This window comes from Rhizobium anhuiense bv. trifolii (genome assembly GCF_024346605.1).
Taxonomy (GTDB): domain Bacteria; phylum Pseudomonadota; class Alphaproteobacteria; order Rhizobiales; family Rhizobiaceae; genus Rhizobium; species Rhizobium anhuiense.
Genome location: NZ_CP098802.1, coordinates 122202 through 138450, shown reverse-complemented (window position 1 = coordinate 138450; position 16249 = coordinate 122202). Strand labels below are relative to the sequence as shown.

Sequence of the window (16249 nt, the reverse complement as noted above, 5' to 3'; positions counted from 1 at the left end):
ATGTCTTTTCGTGACCTGCGGCAGTTCATGTGAAACGGTGTCACAAAAGGGTGGTATTGTCGGGATTACGACGACGTAAAGCATCGAACGAATTCGGTAGTAAAGAATTGCAAGAATAGAGACCGATACTGAGACATTTGTTTACTAAAGAGCGAGAAGAGCGCTCATCGCGGTAATGAAGACTGCCGAAAGGACAATCCAAGTCACATTCATCTTTGGAAATCGGATCGACGAGAGATGTAACCCGCTCATGATGACCGCAACGGCGCCCATCAGCAGGATCAGGTGATCCGTTACGATTTGGGAGCCGATGTAGTACGACAGGGCGAATACGAGGATGTTGTGGGGCAGCGGCACCCCGACGAAAGAGCCTCCCGACAGTCCGAACGCTTCGAAGTAGCTCAGCCGCAAAATGCCCGCGGCACAGATGAGTAGCCCCGCGAACGTCGGGAATGGTGCCGCCTCACCCAATGAAGCGAGAAAGATCAAGGGAAAGACACCAGCGGATAGGAAATCTCCCAACGCGTCCATCGCCTTTCCGACATCGCTCATCCCCGGTTGGCGATGGTGCATCCTGCGGGCAACCAGACCATCCAACGAATCTGCCAGATGGCTCCAGAGAACGCATATCAGGGCGAGGTTGTATTTGCCCATCACTGCCATCGCGCATGCGGACATTGCTAAAAGAGCTCCGACGAACGTTATCGCGTTCGGCGGATCCAGGAGAATTCCCACTATGGGTTGGCGGCGTTCTTGTTCCATCGACGATACGTTGGTCATGATTGTTTCTCGTAGCCTTGTTGGCGAAGATCGGTGTTCGTGCATTGTCGAGTCCCAACTGGAACAAACGATGCTTCTCTGCCGCTCATGCAACTAAGCCGAGCAAGCTGCTTAAATTGCAATCCATTACCGCCAATTACCCGACCATCAATCGTCATTATGCTCTCCTCACCAACAATCTTAAACGGATGTTTGGCCAGACCTGAAAAATTCGGAGGACAGGTTTAACCGCAGCAATTCGCGTTGGATGTGCTCGACAGATTTATCTTCTTTCTCCAATCGCGGATCCAAGAACATGCCAACCATCCTCCCGCTGTGCGCAACTTGAAGTCCGAAGGCGTTCGTGGATTGGGACAGTTCCAAGAGCGAATCGAAGTGCGGCTGTGGCAGGTACCGCTGATTAATGACAGCGCTTCGCGTGGCCATTTCCCCCAATTCACCAAGGCTCCCGTTTTCTAGCGCTCGCCGTAGTAGCTTCCGCAGGTCTCCGAACTCCCTGATCTCGTCCCCTGTATATCTGGTCGGCGGATGGGCTAATGTGTCAACGGGGTGGTCAGGAGCTACGTTCACACTGATCAGCGAGAACTCGGGTATTCTGCTTTCGAAGCGCTCGAGCACAGTGCCCTCTCGCGGACAGATGAGCCTGGGATTTCCAGTAAACATGGTGCCGTCACTGGCCACCTCGGCTCGAACAGCTAGGCGAAAGATCGTGCTAGCCTCTAGCTGCAGTCCTAACAGTCGAGCCGTTGCGCGGATGGTCGCAACAACGTCCGTTGTTGATGAGCCTAAGCCGAACCCTTCTGGAATATTCGAATTCACGGTGACCTTGATTCCCCTGCCAGAATACCCGATCCCACCTAGAAGGAGCCTCGCCGCCGCTCCCGATTTTGTTTTGTGCTTAGGGCGGACGAGGACTTCGATGCCATCAATCGGCTCAGCGACGGCAATCGAGTACCGAGGTGGGAAGGGAAGCGTCACTAAGCCTCGGTGCAGCCGACTATCTTCGCCTCGGAAAACGCCTTGGAGGATTTCGCCGTGGTGGCCAATTGCAAAGCCGCTCGCGCGCATGATAAACCTCTCATGATGATCGTAGCCAGTTGTTGCCGGCAGCCGCGACCCAGGATTCTGCTTCTTCGAGGTCTTCTGGGGTGTCGATCTCGAACGCGGTGACGTCGAAGCGCTCTGTCTCGATAATCCCTAGCCGGTATTTCGAACCGAGCGAGCGAGCGAGGATATCCTCATAGTAGAGTGCCGTTTCGCCTCCCGAAATCGCGTCCCTCATGTTTCGATGGAAATCGAGTACAAACTCGTTCGAGCGAAGGAGGTATAGGCTGATCGTCTTGCGATCGCTTGGAAGGGTTTCGTCGCAGTTGCGCGTGACAACTATGTACCACTCCCCATCCATCCCCCGCCGCAAGACAGTCCCCGTTTCTTTAGGTCGAAGTGGGCGGGTAGGAACCGTTATGTCAGCACCGTCCGGCTGCAACCAGTGGGCGGGAAAGTCGGAAAGGAGAACATCGCAATCCGATAGGATAACGGCTCTTCCAGGGACAAGCGCCAGGCCCAAGGACGTAATGTTGTTCTCAGATCGGTATCGAGGGTTTTCGACGATATCGATGTTCATCGCTCCCGAGGTGCTGCGAACGTGCGCGATCAACTTATCGCCGAGAAAGCCGACCACGACTGTTGCGTTCGAGACACCGGCCCGCTGCATTTGACTGAGGAGGCGTGACACCAATGGCTCGCCGGCGACTTCGATAAGCGCCTTCGGACGATTGGCGGTTAGATGACCGAGACGTCTTCCCATTCCAGCGGCGAGGATGATTGCTTCCGATATATTATGACCCGTTCGGGAAGAGCTATTCAGCTTAGCTCGGTGGCGACCCACCTGCCCATACTCGCCAGGTGCTGTCGCCGATCCATCATTGTTGTAAGCCATTGTCCACCTCCATACACTGATCTCCTCCACCCCGCTTAGGCTCGAGCTGCCATCTGTGGCGATGAAGAATCCGCTAATCACCTAGGCAAACCTCATGCCAAAATGGCAAAGTGCTTTGAAAACAAGACCAGATAGACCCGGATGTACGACATTGTCAGAACTCTCGTAACTAGTGTGTTGGTTTCCACGCAGAAGTGAGCCGGTTAGGCGCATAATTTCCATTGAGAATTGAGCCATGTGAACCTTCCCCCAACGCGGTGAGCGGCGGGGGCAACGGAGTGATCCACATGGGACTTTTGAACATCATCCGCCGGATGGCGCTGCGCGAGAAGCAATCGATCCGAGAGATCAGCCGGCGCACTGGGCTGTCACGCAACACGATCGCGAAGTATTTGAGTGCCGGTACGATCGAGCCGACGTTCACGGTACCGGAACGACCGAGCAAGCTTGATCCTTTTGCCGACAAACTTGCTGGCTGGCTAAAGACCGAGGCCGGGAGGTCACGCAAGCAGCGCCGAACGCTGAAGCAGCTTCATGCTGATCTGATGGCTCTCGGCTTTACCGGATCCTATGGTCGGGTCGCCGCGTTCGCCCGTGACTGGCGGACTGAGCAGCAGACGGCGGGCCGCGGCATATTCGTTCCTCTGTCTTTCCGCCCAGGCGAAGCATTCCAATTCGATTGGAGTGAAGATTATGCCGTGATAGGCGGCGAGCGCACGAAGCTGCAGGTTGCCCACATCAAACTATTGGCCTGCTGCCGGTTTCATAGACATCGAGTTAAGGTGTTCCTCCTGAAACCGGAGAGCATGAATGCAAAGACGAATATTCAGCCGCGAGTACAAGCTTGAGGCGGTGAAGCTGGTCAGGGAGCGTGGGGTTGCCGTTGCGCAGGCTGCCCGTGATCTTGATGTCCACGAGAATGTGTTGCGCAAATGGGTTCGGGAATACGGCGACGATCCCAGCCAATCCTTTCCTGGAAAAGGGCAAATGAAGCCGGAGCAGCTTGAGATCGAGCGGCTCCGTCGTGAAGTCGCAAAGCTGAAGGCAGAGCGCGATATCCTAAAAAAGGCCGCAGCCTACTTTGCCAGGGACGCGATATGAAGTTCGCGTTCGTTGCAAAGCACCGCTCGATCTGGCCGGTGGCATGGCTCTGTGAAGCGCTGGGAGTTTCTCGTTCAGGTTTCCACGCCTGGTTCAATCGTTCTCCGAGCGAACATGCACGCCATGACGAGGTCCTGCTGGAAAGGATCAAGCAGAGTTTCCAGTCCAGCGACCGCACCTATGGTGCCCGACGGGTCTGGCACGATGTGCTGGAGGAAGGGTTATCCTGTGGCCTCCATCGTATTGAGCGGCTGATGCGCTTGAATGCGCTCAGGGCAAGACCGAGGCGGCGTGGCTTGCCAAAGGATGCCGGTGACCGTGCCGTCATCATGCCTAACGTGCTGGACCGCCAGTTCGTGGCAGACCGTCCGAACCAGAAATGGGTGGCTGACTTCACCTATATCTGGACCGCGGAAGGCTGGCTGTATGTCGCAGCCGTCATCGACCTGTTCTCACGCCGTGTCGTCGGCTGGTCGATGAATGCCAACATGACAGCCCAACTCGTCACAGATGCGCTGATCATGGCGATATGGCGTCGAGGAAAACCAGATGCTCTGCTGCATCACTCCGACCAGGGCAGCCAATATACCAGCGAGCAGTTCCAGCGCCTCATGGGAGATCACGGCATCACCTGCTCGATGAGCCGCTCTGGAAATGTCTGGGACAACGCTGCAATGGAGAGCTTCTTCTCCTCACTGAAAACGGAGAGAACGGCACGGAAGGTTTATCGCACGAGGAATGACGCCAGAGCCGATGTGTTCGATTACATCGAGCGCTTCTACAACCCGAAGCGTCGCCACTCGACACTGGGCTATCTCAGCCCCAATGACTTTGAAACAAAGGTGGGATTAGCTTAACCTCGTGTCCGATAAACCGGCAGCAGGCCATATCACACAGCCGGGCGTTCTGATCAGGGCCTACCTGCTGCAGACGCACGAGATGCTCTTCGACGCTCACTGGCACGGGTTCCGCGTGTTCGGCGGCGTGCCTGGTCGCGGCATTTACGACAACATGAAGACCGCGGTCGATCGTGTCGGCCGTGGCAAGGAACGGCAGGTCAATATCCGTTTCCTCGCGATGACGAACCACTACGTCTTTGCCCCTGAGTTTTGCAATCCCGCCGCGGGTTGGGAAAAGGGTCAGGTCGAGAAGAACGGTCAAGATGCCCGACCACGGTTGTGGCAACAGATGCCGGACTTTCCAGATCTGGCGCAACGAAAGTCGAAAAGCCGGCGGTCGTCACGACTAACTTTGACACGTTTTTCGAAAGATCGCTGATGCAGTCATATTCGCCGGAGTTTGCGACCGCCGAGAGTGCCGCGGGACAGGATATTCCTGCGCCTGGAAGCAGCAGGTTCCATGGCATCGTCCATCTCCATGGAAGGCTCTCTGATCCTCAGCTGGGCCTTTCTCAAACCGAGTTGGTGCTGACAAGCGCCCAATATGGCGAAGCCTATCTTCGCGCAGGTTGGACTAGGCTGTGATCGGGCCCAAACTCAAAGCACGACATTTTGACAATCAGAAGACTGAAGCGAAGATTGGCGTCCGTGTTCTTAACCGGATGACAGAGCTTGGCCGGCCCTAGTTCGAGCGCGTTGCATGAAAATGCAGTGGATAGGGGTAGCCTCTGCTATCTTCTGACCATCGAAGCGATGCTCCTCTTACTCGCGAAGCTTCGTGTCTCAGGTGAACCTATTCCTCCGCCCAAGGGGCGCTTGACGGAACAGCGGACTCCTCCCAGCCGCTGTTCAATTAGAAAAGCCTGCCGCACCTCCTCCTGCGGCAGGCTTTCGCGTTTTCCGAGACGATCAAGCTCTCAGCTCAGGCGCTCAATTAGGCTGTGCGGAAAATTGAGTTTTGGCATGTTGGTCTTACCGCGGCCCCGGTGCGGATCAGCTCTTCGAGATCGAGTGGCTTGCCCTTGGTCACAAGTTTCTCGGCTTTCGCATTCGCCGCCTTCTCGAGCGCGCAGAGGGCAGTCTGTGCTCCCCAACATTCGTAGCCGAAAAGCTCTGCCGATGGGCGACATGCGGTTAACCAGAAAATTTGCGACAGGCCGAAATTCTGATTGAGTTCTGCGAAGGAGATTGAGTTCAAGAGCAATCGCTGATCCCCGAACTTGGTTCCTAATGCACGCCAGACGAACCGTTTATCTTCCAAGATCCATCTGATGGACAAGCGACACCATTGAACCGAGTCACGCCCTCGAGACTTTGCTTGCTTGTGACGAAGTCGCGGCATCCATTTGGATTGTTTGTACCCGGCCGGACCTGCTCGATCACCCCGGCGCTGCCAGTTGACGGGTTGGCCCACGCTAGCGGATCAGAACCGACCGTCGCCCGACCCACGGTTTCGGCTATCACCGTTTGGTCAGTGATCGGAACTGCCGCCGCAGCAACCGGAGCACCTGTGGACGTCTGGAGCGGTTCGGTGTTTGAGCAAGCGGTAAGCACCAGCGCAGGGAACACGATGGCAATCTGGATCAGTTTTGAAAGCATTGAGTGATAAACCATCCTTTCGGACGCTGCAGATGACATCATATTGTGACCAGATGCGGGCGCCATTGACTGCTCATTTCGCGGACAACGACGAAAATCTCCAACATAATGGTTCAAATTCTCAAAGACCCAATAGGCTGGCTCGTAATTGCCCCATCTTCAGGAAATCGGTGGCGGTACGCCAATGGCTACCGCCATTACTCCGTGAGGAGTCCTGGCGATCCTCAAACGGGGTCGGTGTGGGGCAGAGTGACTGACGAGTTTTCGCCAGCATTTCGGTTGAAGTAGCGGACCTCTGAATGCTAGCATACTGTCTCTTAGGACAAGGGCCCACCACTTCGGAAGAACCGGGCGGCAAAGCGCTTGATGCGCAAGCTCCTGAAAACACAAGACCGTCCGCCCCGTGTAATGATCACCGACAAGCTACGTCCTATGGTGCGGCGAAACGAAAGAGCACACCAGGCCTCAATCATCGTTCTCACAACCGACTGAATAATAGGGTGGAGAATCCTCATCAACCCATCCGACGACGGGAGAGGATCATGAAGCGCTTCAAAGTATCTCGACAGCTTCAGCGTTTTCGTTTCCATCCACGACCGGATCAGCAGACACGCAGATCTTCACCCAGCCGGAACATAGTAACGTCCCGGGTTTCGAGCACCGCTAACAAAACTGCGTATCCGCATCTTCAGGCTCAAGCCGCACACCATTCGGCAGCGACGCTGTCAAACATAGGCGTGTCGATGTCTGCCGAGCTTTCCGCCGGGGCCTCCATGCGCGAAGCCTCCTGGAACATTATCTCGCGCATCCAGATGCTTCCGGGGTCGGAATTGTGAAGCAAGGGCCACTGCACAGCCTCCGTGAACCAGAGGGAAGGCAGCGGATGATCGACGATCTGGAGGCGGATGGTGGGTTCGAAATGTCTGACGAGCCGCAAGGGAAGGGTTGCTATCCGATTCGTCCCCTGAAGTAACATCGGGATCGCGTTAAAGCCCTGGACCACGATTTCGATACGCCGCTTAAAACCGTGCTCTAGCAACAGCCATTGTTCAATGGATGGCTTCAAAGTACGTCCAAACATGGCCGCGACGTGTCCCAGCGACATGAATCGCTCGAGGGAAAGCTTCCCGCGCAGCTGCTGATTGTTAGGGCAGCCGACGCATACGAGCTTCTCCTCAAATAGCTTCGCACTGGGATGAGCGGCAGACATGAACTGATCTGGAAAAATCAAAAAATCCAAATCTCCACTGCGCAGACGCTCGTCCGGATCATCATTGATGTGAAGCAATTCAAAACTGACGCCGGGTGCCTCGCGCGCTACGCGCTTTATCACCTTTTCGAAGAATACGAGCGTCATGAAATCGGACAGTACGATTCTGAAGCGCCGGTTAGATTCCGCTGGGACTAATGGATCCCACGCAATGACAGAGAGCTGAATCTGCAGTAGAGCTTCGCGAACTGCAGGGGCGAGCGCCTCGGCTCGCGGGGTCGGGACAAGTCTACGCTGCTGCATCACAAACAGCTCGTCATTGAAGTAGGCGCGCAACCTAGCGATGGCTGCGCTCATGGCTGGCTGACTAAGGTTGATGCTGCGCGCCGCTGCCGTGAGCTTCCGCTCGGTCATCAAAGCATTGAGAGCGACGAGAAGATTTAGGTCCAGGCCCTTAAAACGCATTCCACCACACCTTGATGGTCCCATCAATATCGGGGCACGATCTCCCTCCTAACAAGTGTGGAGGCGAATGTGGCGCCTTCGCCTTCAATGAGAACTGTCTCCACTGGATGACCGCGGACTTGACCGCCGGTTCACCTTATCTTCTCGTATTATGGTATACCATCAACCGCAAGTCAAGCTTCCGCGGACTCTCTGTCTGACACCTCGATGAAGTCGTGGTACGCAGGGAGAGCAATCCCCCGCTTTATGGCGCAGCTTCTCGCCGAGAAGAAGTTCCAAGCGCGATGTCACGTTGTTTCATCGACGCCTCGGTAAAGAGCCGTGGTGGTGAGCGTTGCAGAAAGGGCGGATCTTAGTCCGTCAGGTGAGGTTTAGAGAGACGAGCGTATTGGTCATCACCTCCGAGGTGAGGATCTAATTTACCCACCTAATTTGTTGGGGTTGTCTAGCAAGAGGGGGAAACTCATCGGGCTGCTTGACAGGTTGGTACGCGAACATAATTGCTTTAAACCTTCCCACGGACCAACTACCGATCTTGCGATCGAACCTTCGAGATATTTGTATTAATACTTTAACGAACTAAGTATTTCTGTTTGTACCGCAAAAACCCAAAATACAGAATCGCATTCGAGCGCGGCAATCATGTATATCACAAAATATATTATTGTTTTATATTGATCTACGCCAAGGTGCCGTCTAGATGTGGCGTACGAGCGGCCGGAGTGTGCCCCGGGTAGCGACAAGAGGCCTAAATGACACGACCTAACACCCTGACGATGCGGACTTTCGTTGCGGTGAAGATCGCGCGACCCAAGCGAAGGATGAGAGATGGCCGGATTTTTGAGAAAGTTGCTGCCGAAACGGTTCCGCAAAGATGGGCTCACCATCCCGGTCGTTAAATTGCAGGGCGCAATCGTCGCCGGCGGCGGCCCGTTCCGGCCAACCCTCAACCTCGCCAATGTCTCTCCGGTTCTGGAAAAGGCCTTCGCCATGAAGGACGCACCGGCGGTCGCCATCTCCATCAATTCGCCGGGTGGCTCGCCCGTCCAGTCGCGCCTGATCTTCACCCGCATTCGCGAGCTCGCCCGCGAGAAGCAGAAGAAGGTTCTGGTCTTCGTCGAGGATGTCGCTGCCTCGGGCGGTTACATGATCGCGCTGGCCGGCGACGAGATCATTGCCGACGCCACCTCCATCGTCGGCTCGATCGGCGTCGTCTCCGGCGGTTTCGGTTTTCCCGAGCTCTTGAAGAAAATCGGCGTCGAACGCCGCGTCTATACGGCGGGCGAAAACAAGGTGATCCTCGATCCTTTCCAGCCGGAAAAGGAAAAGGACATCGAGTATCTGAAGAGCCTGCAGCTCGAAATCCACCAGGTCTTCATCTCCATGGTGCGCGAACGTCGCGCCGGCAAGCTGAGGGACGATGCGACGGTGTTTTCCGGCTTGTTCTGGAGCGGCACGCGCGGCCTCGAGCTCGGCCTCATCGATGGCCTCGGCGATATGCGCCAGGAATTGAAGAGGCGCTACGGCCAGAAGACCAAACTGGAGCTCGTCACCGCCGGCCGCGGCCTGTTCGGCCGCCGTATTCCAGGTGTGTCGCCGGTCTCGCTCGAAGGTGCTGCATCCGGTCTCGCGACAGGGCTTGTCGAAGCGGCGGAAGAGAGAGCATTGTGGAGCCGTTTCGGGCTTTGAAGGGGTGCGGTGCCGGTCCATGGTGGTGGACGCCACACATAGGCGCGATCGACATCGCCCCTTGGGGTATTGTCACGTTAACCGGGGCTGCGGTTGCCTGCCTGACGGGTTGGGCATAATTTTCGGCAGTGCAGACATCAGATATCAGTTTTAAGCGTCACCGTTTTCCCCCGCAGATCATTACTCACGCCGTCTGGCTTTATCTGCGGTTCAACCTTAGTCAGCGTGAAGTTGAGGAAATGCTGCTCGAGCGTGGAATCGACGTGTCATACGAGACAGTCCGCCGCTGGATCGCCAAGTTCGGACCCCAGATCGCACGCAACTTGCGGCGGCGGCAGGCGCGCCCCGGCGATATTTGGTATCTGGACGAAGTCGTCGTGAAATGCGCTGGAGAGAAATCCTGGCTCTGGCGTGCGGTCGATCAACATGGCACTGTTCTCGAAGAGATATTGCAGAAGCGGCGTGATAAAAGGGATGCAGCGAAGCGCGTGCTGATGGCGTTAATGAAGCGCTATGGCTTTGCTCCCAAACGGATCATCACCGATAAGCTCCGCTCCTACGGTGCAGCAAAGGCGGAAGTGGCACCCGGCCTTGACTATTGATCGCACAATGGCCTCAATAATCGGGCCGAGAACAGCCATCTGCCGTTTCGAAAACGGGAACGAACCATGCAAGGCCACCGATCACTAGGCACGTTGCAACGGTTCGTCTCCATGCACTCAGCGACCCGCAATTGCTTTTCGGTTCCGTCCCGTCGCGGCACAGCGCAAACAATTCGCTACCATCGGCTCGAAGCTTTCGATGCATGGAAAATTGCGGCCTGTGTCGCCTGAATATCCACGAGCCGCTGGCATTTCCAGCCAGAGAAACATAACGTGACAACACCCACCAACGCGGTGACGCCCAGGCCGAAGCCGGACGACAATGCGCTGCTGCCGAACATATCGAGGGTGAAGGGATCGTGGGACATGAAAGCTCCTTTTCGAGGATGTGCGCCATCTCCCACGGGACAGGTCCCGCGGCTGCGAAGGCGGATGAAATTGAGGTGAGGAAATTTGGACCTGGTTCGTCCGGCGGCAGCGATCGCGAGCTACGAGCGCGTGATTACGGAGCGCTGCATTGTTTCCGCGCAAACTCCGCCCGCAGATGCGTGGCTTCCGGGTTTGTGGAAAGCATGGCTTCCAGTCTCTCAGCGTCGATGAAGACGATGCCGTCGTCTCCCCGAAATACCGGCGCTTGTAGTCCCGGTAGTCCGGATTGGTCTTCGGATCGCACTCGTCGGCATAGACCGCGAGTGCCCTTTGGCCCTCTGCCAATTTTCCGTTGGAAAGCACATAGACGCCTTCATCGCCGACGATCCACAGGCCGTGCCGTTCGTCCTTATCCGGAAGCAGTCCATAGTGAGGATCGCGGAAACCGCCATTGGCTGCCGCGTCGGCGTGTCCGCGCGCGATCACTGCACGAACGTCGACCACGCTAAAAGTGAACAAGGCGTCCTCCTCGCGCGGCAATCGGGGAGGGAAGGTGGCGAAGATGCACCGGCAGCTTCACAGCGCTCTCCCGTCGGTGAGTTCCTCGAGCAGCTTCAAGAAAGTGCCCTCGTTGCCGCCATAAAGCACGACGGTGCGCTTGCCGCGAGCGGACTGCGGCCACTTGTCTCCGGCATAGCCGCGGGAATCGTCGGCAGTCGTGCTCCAGATATGCTCGAGCCGCTCTTGCCGCGTCATGGACCGGACGGCTTTCGCGCTCGATGATGGCGACGCGCATCGTTTCGACGGATGCCTTGTCGGGAAGATCGCAATAGCCATGGAAATATCGAATGGCCGCGTCGATCCTGAGCGCAAAGAACACGGATGTCACCTAGCCGGTCATGTATTCGCGTTTCGCAAACATCGACCCTCGGACCCACAATGGCGGCAGGATCTCGAACATGTAATCATACTCGGTCTCGCCGATCTCGACCATTCGCCTGCGTAGAATGGTGCGGCATCACCATCCCAACGGTTTGGGCGCTGCGCGTGGCGATCGAACATGCGGAACATCTGCTGGCGGCTTGCGACGCCCTGAAAAACCTTGGCGCCGACATCGCGACCGGCCGGGTCAAGGGACGGCTCCGCCGGGCGAAGCCTTCCCTTGGCGCTGCGGCACGCCACTTTCCTTTCTTTCCAGTTTTTGCTTTTCCCTGACTTTCAGGGTCTCGTTCCAATCCTCCTTGGGCGGGCGCAGCCGCGTCCAGTCGCACCCGGTATCCTCGGCGAGCGCCCGCAACCGCTCTGCAAACAGATCCCCCTGAGAATTGGCGTCGGTCGCAGCGACCAGCTGGGCGTCAGGTCTGGCGGCCAATTCCCTCAGCGCGGCCTGCGTGGCCGGCGACCATCCGCCGCCGGTGCTGAGATAGAGCGTGCCGTCACGCAACGCCTCGATGGCCGCGAGACTCATGGCATCGATCGCGGCTTCTGTGACGGCCAGGCGCAACGCAGTAGGCGGCCCGAGACGGAAAAGAATCTTGTTCCCTCCAGAGGCGAACCCTCGGTATTGCGGACCTCGCGCCTCCCAGCCAGTCACAACGCCGACATCGTCCGAATGAGCTGCCCATAGGCTGCCATGCGGGCCTTCTCGAAGAAGGTCGCCTTTGATCGCGTTGCGGAGTAAATGTGCAGGCAGGCAACGCTTGCCATTGAGGTAACACCATGTCGACGACCCGGGCCATGGGCGGCGGCGCGCCTGCCAACGATCGGGGAGAGAGAGGTCGTATCCTCCATCAGGCTTCAATGGCTGCCACTCCGGCTCGGTGATCGTGAAACCGACGAGATCTGCGACCCGTTCGGCGCATTCGATAAATCCGACATGATCGAGATGCTCGACAAGCCCGAACACATCGCCTTTCGCATCGCTGAGCGGATCGAACCATCCGCGCCCCTCATGCGTAACGATGATGATTTCACCGCCACGGCGAAACTTAATCGCCCGCCGGCTGCTTTCCTCGAAGTCGATGGCGAAGCTCGCCCTTTCGAGAACCGCCGCGCAACCGACCCGTTCGCGCAGCGCTTCTATTTCTCTTCTCTTCATTTGATTTCCAATCGCCCGGCGATTGGCCCTCGTTGCCTTTCTTTGCCCTTCGTTTCGCGGGCACCCTTCGGCCAGCCGCGAAGAGCAAAGGCGGCAAGGGCGCGGCTGACAAGTGTCGGATCATGCAATGCTTGACCGCGGCGAAGCCTCCCTTGCGTCTGCAGTTCGCAAGCGGCACGCCAGAACCACGGAAAGAATCGTGAACGATCGCAAGATCGTCGTCGGCGTCGATTTCGTCAGAGGGTAGAACGCCGTACTTGCCGTCGGCTGCGAAGACCGTGACCATCAGGTCGCGGGAGAGCTGGAAGGCGTGGGACCGCACAAAGGAAAGATCGAGCGACTTTAGAGGGCTCAAGCCCGGCCAATTCCCGCTGAATGACTCCTCAAAGGCGCGGGACCGGCGCGATCAGCGCGACGCGGCAGCAGCTTCCTAGCGACCTTTCAGCGGGTTGATCGTGGAATCCGGAAGAGAGCAAGGATCCATCAAACACGCACATTGGCTTGCGTTCGTGGCCACTTCGATTCAGCTACGTTCCGCACCGACCGCAGGAGCCATTGTCTCCGTCTTTTCAAAAACCGATGGCGCGATCTTGCTGAGGACCTGGAGATCGCCGAAACGGTGCATTTACAAGCGGATGAAAGGCAAGGTGAAAGCGTCCGGCGCCCGCAACCATGATGGGATCAGTCTGATCGCGTGAGCTTCGCTTTCTCAAGCGCCTGTTCCAATGATTCGGCGTTGAGCGAAATAACCGCACGCTCCACGCATGCCTGAATTTCAGCGGCACGCTTTCCCTCGATCAACGCGATATCAGCTACAGTCCACCCCCTCGATATCCAGTGGAGACAGGTTCGTTCAATCGGAGAGAGCATTGCTGTCTTCATGGCGCGAGTCCCACTCAGCTAAAGCCCACTAGGGTTTCGAGCGGAAACATCGACTTTACCGGTGTAAATTTGTTCAAAACTCACCATGGCCATTTGCCTCGAATACCTTTGGTCCACCTATCCAGCTCGACTTCAACTCAAACCCGGGGTCAACACCACACAAGCCGCCCTTTGTGCTAAGCATGCCTTTGGCCTTTGCGGGTTCCCCAAGCGGAAGCTTATTCGTCAGAGCGATCGACGCAGCCATCACGGGCGTGGCTGCCTGGGCAAGGCAGCGTTTCGATCAAAGCTGAGCCCGACACCGTAGATTGAGGCGAGGGGCGGCCGAATCGAAGAGACGTTCATTTCGCCCTCAGCTCGATGGGACATCTCAATGAGATGGCGGGATAGTCGGACAAGCAGCACGCGACCGTGACGACGAGCGCGGTGTTCTCGGAACGCAAAGCCGCACCGGCGGCAGCGAAGGTGGCCTGCATGATAGGATCCTGTCTTGTAAGAAGAGAGGTCAGTTTTCGAGAAAGGTGAGCTCGCTGACGAAACCTTCGGCATCGCCTCGAAAAAGTGAGCGGCTGAATTCGATCGCGCGGCCCGAAGCAAGATAGGCAACGCGCTTTGTTAAAAGACCAGCCGTTCCGATCGCGACGCCAAGCGTGGTGGCGTCCGGATCTTCGATGTTAAGTGCGAAAGTGCGCTCGATCGCACGAATGGGTCTAAAGTTTGCGTCCGCGAGTGTGTTGCAGGTGGAAGAGGTAACGGTACGAGCGGCGGGCAGGAACTCGGAGGAAATGCATATGCGTTCAATCGCAAGCGGCTGGCCCGCCGAGCTCCGCAAATGGGTGATGCGCACGACGCGACTGTCGCTTGACAGGCCGAGTGTCATCATCTCCTCGGGTGCGGGATGAGACGTGCTGCGCTCGATGCACTCGACTTTCGTGCCCGATCCAAGCCAGGAAATGTCACCCGTCAAAAGGTTCGCGCGTGACGGAGGCTGATCTGCGCGGACCGCCGATCCGGCTACGAAGGTTCCTGAGCCGCGCCTGCGGACCAGAAATCCGTCTTGGACGAGATGGTCGATTGCTTTGCGGACCGTTACACGGCTAACGCGGACATGTTCAGCGAGGTCTCGTTCGGGATAAAGAACGTCGCCCTCTTTGAGTTTACCCGACAGGATCGCCTTTTCAAGCGCCAGCCGAAGCCTTTGATAGAGCGGACCGGCGCCCTTGATGTCTGTGTCCCATCCTGGAAGCATGGCTGCAAGCCCGTCACTCATTCGATCGCTTTCAGATGCCCGAAGCGCGACACAGCCAAGGCCACGGCCCCGCTCAGTGCATCTCCTTCGGGCGTTACCAATAGACTTTGATGCCGTGCAGCGATCCAGGACGAATACAGCGACCCCAATCCGCCGAGCAGGCAAATCTTCTGCGTTCCTCGAGCGACCAGACGATCAAGTGCTTCGTCAACTGAAACAGCGGCTTCTTGCAACAGGCGCGCGGCGACGGCATCGCCCTGTTTCATGTGCTCGAATACGCGCGGCGCATAGCGGCCGAAGGCGCCGGGCTTTGCCTGCCGCGCAAACTCGACGATATTGCGTGGGTCATTTTTGAATTCCGCAAGGACCGAGGCGGTCATCGCGGACATGTCGTGAATGCCGTCATATGCTAGCAGCGTTTCTTGCAAAAGCGCATGTCCGATACGAGCGCCGCTGCCGAGGTCGCCCACAGTAAAGCCCCATCCGCCCACGTAGGTCACCGTCTCGCAGTGGCGGGAAATGTAGATCGTGCCTGTTCCTAAAATGGCGACGGCACCGTCTTTATCACCAAGCGCGCCTTGTAGCGCGATCAGCCCGTCTGACTCGATGTCCGCCTGGGCGAAAGGTAGCCTGTTTTTCACGTAGTGAACGGCCTCGCCGACATTATTGCCCGCGACCCCCAGAACTGCACGCGCCGAGGCGATGCTACGCGCATTGATGCCAGCTGCGTAAAACGCCGCGCGGGTCGCACTGGCAATGTTGTCGAGCGCCGTATCCGGATCGGAAAGGATGTTGGCTGGCCCGGCTTGAGCCCGCGCAAGGATATTCCCGTTCGAACCGGCGACTGCCGCACGGCAGCTCGTGCCACCGCCATCGATTCCGATTAGGTATGCGGTCATCCGCCCGTTCCTTCAGGAGGTCATCTGACACAACGTCGATCGCGTTCGGGCCGCCCCAGCTGCCCTCGTAGTGTTCGTACGTACGTCGCACAAACATACCTTAGTGTCAATTGGAAAACCGGCTGGCGAGGGCATGGGGCGAGACTGTCGCGAGTAACCCTCATGCAATTTTGGGAAAAGTTCGTGCGCAAAGACGTCGACGGCTTCGTCGCCAAGATTCGAAGATCTTTGCTTCGTTGTTCAAGTTTGAAGGATTCTTCGGACGGCATCGTGTCGAGGCAGTCGCATCAAACAACAGCCATGGCAGCGAAACTTTGATCTGGATCAAAGCGCGGTCCCGGCGAAATTGATAATCATCAAGCCGTGCCGGAAAACGGGATAGCCGAACCCGCAATCGCGGCGTAATCATCTCGGGCATGCCCGGCATGCGCAGCCACGCCCGCCACACGCGGATTTCGAAGGGATCAG

General features: G+C 57.2%; 13 protein-coding genes and 7 pseudogenes. 7 read left to right on the top strand and 13 right to left on the bottom strand.

The genetic code is table 11. From position 1 onward, the window contains the following. Positions 1 to 144 precede the first annotated feature (144 nt). The 3 genes from NE851_RS07575 to NE851_RS07565 form a co-directional block, all read right to left on the bottom strand. On the bottom strand, positions 145 to 780 hold the full coding sequence (locus NE851_RS07575; RefSeq protein ID WP_128408824.1) for a CDP-alcohol phosphatidyltransferase family protein: 636 nt from the start codon (positions 778 to 780) through the stop codon (positions 145 to 147). Between the two features lie 180 nt (positions 781 to 960). Next, positions 961 to 1848, bottom strand: coding sequence for a GHMP family kinase ATP-binding protein (locus NE851_RS07570; RefSeq protein WP_254956909.1), 888 nt, complete (start codon positions 1846 to 1848; stop codon positions 961 to 963). A 10-nt stretch (positions 1849 to 1858) separates the two neighbouring features. Next, positions 1859 to 2719 carry a phosphocholine cytidylyltransferase family protein gene (locus tag NE851_RS07565; protein ID WP_254956907.1) on the bottom strand — a complete coding sequence of 287 codons (861 nt, stop codon included), beginning with the start codon at positions 2717 to 2719 and terminating at the stop codon, positions 1859 to 1861. A gap of 287 nt (positions 2720 to 3006) precedes the next feature. On the opposite strand from NE851_RS07565, the pseudogene NE851_RS07560 reads away from it, so the two are divergent. From NE851_RS07560 to NE851_RS07545, 4 genes and pseudogenes are all read left to right on the top strand, one after another. Continuing rightward, positions 3007 to 3465 (top strand): annotated as a pseudogene (locus NE851_RS07560) (IS21 family transposase); the annotation flags it as partial. 64 nt (positions 3466 to 3529) lie between these two features. Beyond that, positions 3530 to 4677, top strand: a protein-coding gene (locus NE851_RS07555; protein ID WP_130718853.1) for an IS3 family transposase whose coding sequence is annotated in 2 segments (ribosomal slippage) — positions 3530 to 3779 and positions 3779 to 4677 — 1149 coding nt in all. Because the reading frame shifts where the segments join, the coding sequence is not laid out codon by codon here. Between the two features lie 29 nt (positions 4678 to 4706). Further along, positions 4707 to 5029: pseudogene (locus NE851_RS07550) on the top strand (IS21 family transposase); the annotation flags it as partial. 68 nt (positions 5030 to 5097) lie between these two features. Then, entirely contained in the window at positions 5098 to 5304 is a 207-nt protein-coding gene (locus tag NE851_RS07545) for a hypothetical protein (RefSeq protein ID WP_244915125.1), read from the top strand. A gap of 356 nt (positions 5305 to 5660) precedes the next feature. Here NE851_RS07545 and NE851_RS07535 read toward each other — a convergent pair. After that, a pseudogene (locus NE851_RS07535) lies at positions 5661 to 5791 on the bottom strand (SOS response-associated peptidase); the annotation flags it as partial. A gap of 866 nt (positions 5792 to 6657) precedes the next feature. Between NE851_RS07535 and NE851_RS07525 the strand changes: the two are divergent. Further along, positions 6658 to 6957 (top strand): annotated as a pseudogene (locus tag NE851_RS07525) (DDE-type integrase/transposase/recombinase); the annotation flags it as partial. Between the two features lie 55 nt (positions 6958 to 7012). Here the strand turns inward: NE851_RS07525 and NE851_RS07520 are convergent. Beyond that, positions 7013 to 7993, bottom strand: a complete 981-nt coding sequence (locus NE851_RS07520) for a LysR family transcriptional regulator (RefSeq protein WP_033181974.1) — start codon at positions 7991 to 7993, stop codon at positions 7013 to 7015. 828 nt (positions 7994 to 8821) lie between these two features. Between NE851_RS07520 and NE851_RS07515 the strand changes: the two genes are divergently transcribed. Together NE851_RS07515 and NE851_RS07510 are read left to right on the top strand one after the other, a co-directional pair. Beyond that, positions 8822 to 9682, top strand: coding sequence for a S49 family peptidase (locus NE851_RS07515; protein ID WP_065276653.1), 861 nt, complete (start codon positions 8822 to 8824; stop codon positions 9680 to 9682). Between the two features lie 128 nt (positions 9683 to 9810). Beyond that, a pseudogene (locus tag NE851_RS07510) lies at positions 9811 to 10515 on the top strand (IS6 family transposase). Here the strand turns inward: NE851_RS07510 and NE851_RS07505 are convergent. From NE851_RS07505 to NE851_RS07470, 8 genes and pseudogenes are all read right to left on the bottom strand, one after another. Beyond that, positions 10461 to 10652 (bottom strand): hypothetical protein, encoded by a 192-nt coding sequence (locus tag NE851_RS07505; protein WP_254956999.1) that lies wholly within the window; start codon positions 10650 to 10652, stop codon positions 10461 to 10463. The pseudogene NE851_RS07510 and the gene NE851_RS07505 sit on opposite strands and share 55 nt — an antisense overlap. A 120-nt stretch (positions 10653 to 10772) precedes the next feature. After that, positions 10773 to 11172 (bottom strand): annotated as a pseudogene (locus NE851_RS07500) (DUF3085 domain-containing protein). Continuing rightward, positions 11159 to 11724, bottom strand: a pseudogene (locus NE851_RS07495) (DUF1419 domain-containing protein). Before NE851_RS07495 ends, NE851_RS07500 begins: the two co-directional pseudogenes overlap by 14 nt. A 58-nt stretch (positions 11725 to 11782) precedes the next feature. Continuing rightward, complete coding sequence (locus tag NE851_RS07490) at positions 11783 to 12751, bottom strand: DUF3991 and toprim domain-containing protein (RefSeq protein ID WP_438270074.1); 969 nt, start codon at positions 12749 to 12751, stop codon at positions 11783 to 11785. A 681-nt stretch (positions 12752 to 13432) separates the two neighbouring features. Next, entirely contained in the window at positions 13433 to 13633 is a 201-nt protein-coding gene (locus NE851_RS07485; RefSeq protein WP_063473361.1) for a helix-turn-helix domain-containing protein, read from the bottom strand. A 341-nt stretch (positions 13634 to 13974) separates the two neighbouring features. Continuing rightward, positions 13975 to 14109: a hypothetical protein gene (locus NE851_RS07480; protein WP_254956887.1), complete on the bottom strand. Its 135-nt coding sequence runs from the start codon at positions 14107 to 14109 to the stop codon at positions 13975 to 13977. 29 nt (positions 14110 to 14138) lie between these two features. Further along, on the bottom strand, positions 14139 to 14903 hold the full coding sequence (locus NE851_RS07475) for a GntR family transcriptional regulator (RefSeq protein WP_254956885.1): 765 nt from the start codon (positions 14901 to 14903) through the stop codon (positions 14139 to 14141). Continuing rightward, a complete protein-coding gene (locus NE851_RS07470; protein ID WP_128408581.1) occupies positions 14900 to 15781 on the bottom strand; it encodes a glucosamine kinase nucleotide-binding domain-containing protein in 882 nt (293 codons plus the stop codon). Before NE851_RS07470 ends, NE851_RS07475 begins: the two co-directional genes overlap by 4 nt. Positions 15782 to 16249 lie beyond the last annotated feature (468 nt).

Bases quoted from the DNA above. Each gene is read 5' to 3' on its own strand.
- NE851_RS07575 (WP_128408824.1), bottom strand. From the start codon at position 780: ATGACCAACGTATCGTCGATGGAACAAGAACGCCGCCAACCCATAGTG.
- NE851_RS07570 (WP_254956909.1), bottom strand. From the start codon at position 1,848: ATGCGCGCGAGCGGCTTTGCAATTGGCCACCACGGCGAAATCCTCCAA.
- NE851_RS07565 (WP_254956907.1), bottom strand. From the start codon at position 2,719: ATGGCTTACAACAATGATGGATCGGCGACAGCACCTGGCGAGTATGGG.
- NE851_RS07545 (WP_244915125.1), top strand. From the start codon at position 5,098: ATGCAGTCATATTCGCCGGAGTTTGCGACCGCCGAGAGTGCCGCGGGA.
- NE851_RS07520 (WP_033181974.1), bottom strand. From the start codon at position 7,993: ATGCGTTTTAAGGGCCTGGACCTAAATCTTCTCGTCGCTCTCAATGCT.
- NE851_RS07515 (WP_065276653.1), top strand. From the start codon at position 8,822: ATGGCCGGATTTTTGAGAAAGTTGCTGCCGAAACGGTTCCGCAAAGAT.
- NE851_RS07505 (WP_254956999.1), bottom strand. From the start codon at position 10,652: ATGTCCCACGATCCCTTCACCCTCGATATGTTCGGCAGCAGCGCATTG.
- NE851_RS07490 (WP_438270074.1), bottom strand. From the start codon at position 12,751: ATGAAGAGAAGAGAAATAGAAGCGCTGCGCGAACGGGTCGGTTGCGCG.
- NE851_RS07485 (WP_063473361.1), bottom strand. From the start codon at position 13,633: ATGAAGACAGCAATGCTCTCTCCGATTGAACGAACCTGTCTCCACTGG.
- NE851_RS07480 (WP_254956887.1), bottom strand. From the start codon at position 14,109: ATGCAGGCCACCTTCGCTGCCGCCGGTGCGGCTTTGCGTTCCGAGAAC.
- NE851_RS07475 (WP_254956885.1), bottom strand. From the start codon at position 14,903: ATGAGTGACGGGCTTGCAGCCATGCTTCCAGGATGGGACACAGACATC.
- NE851_RS07470 (WP_128408581.1), bottom strand. From the start codon at position 15,781: ATGACCGCATACCTAATCGGAATCGATGGCGGTGGCACGAGCTGCCGT.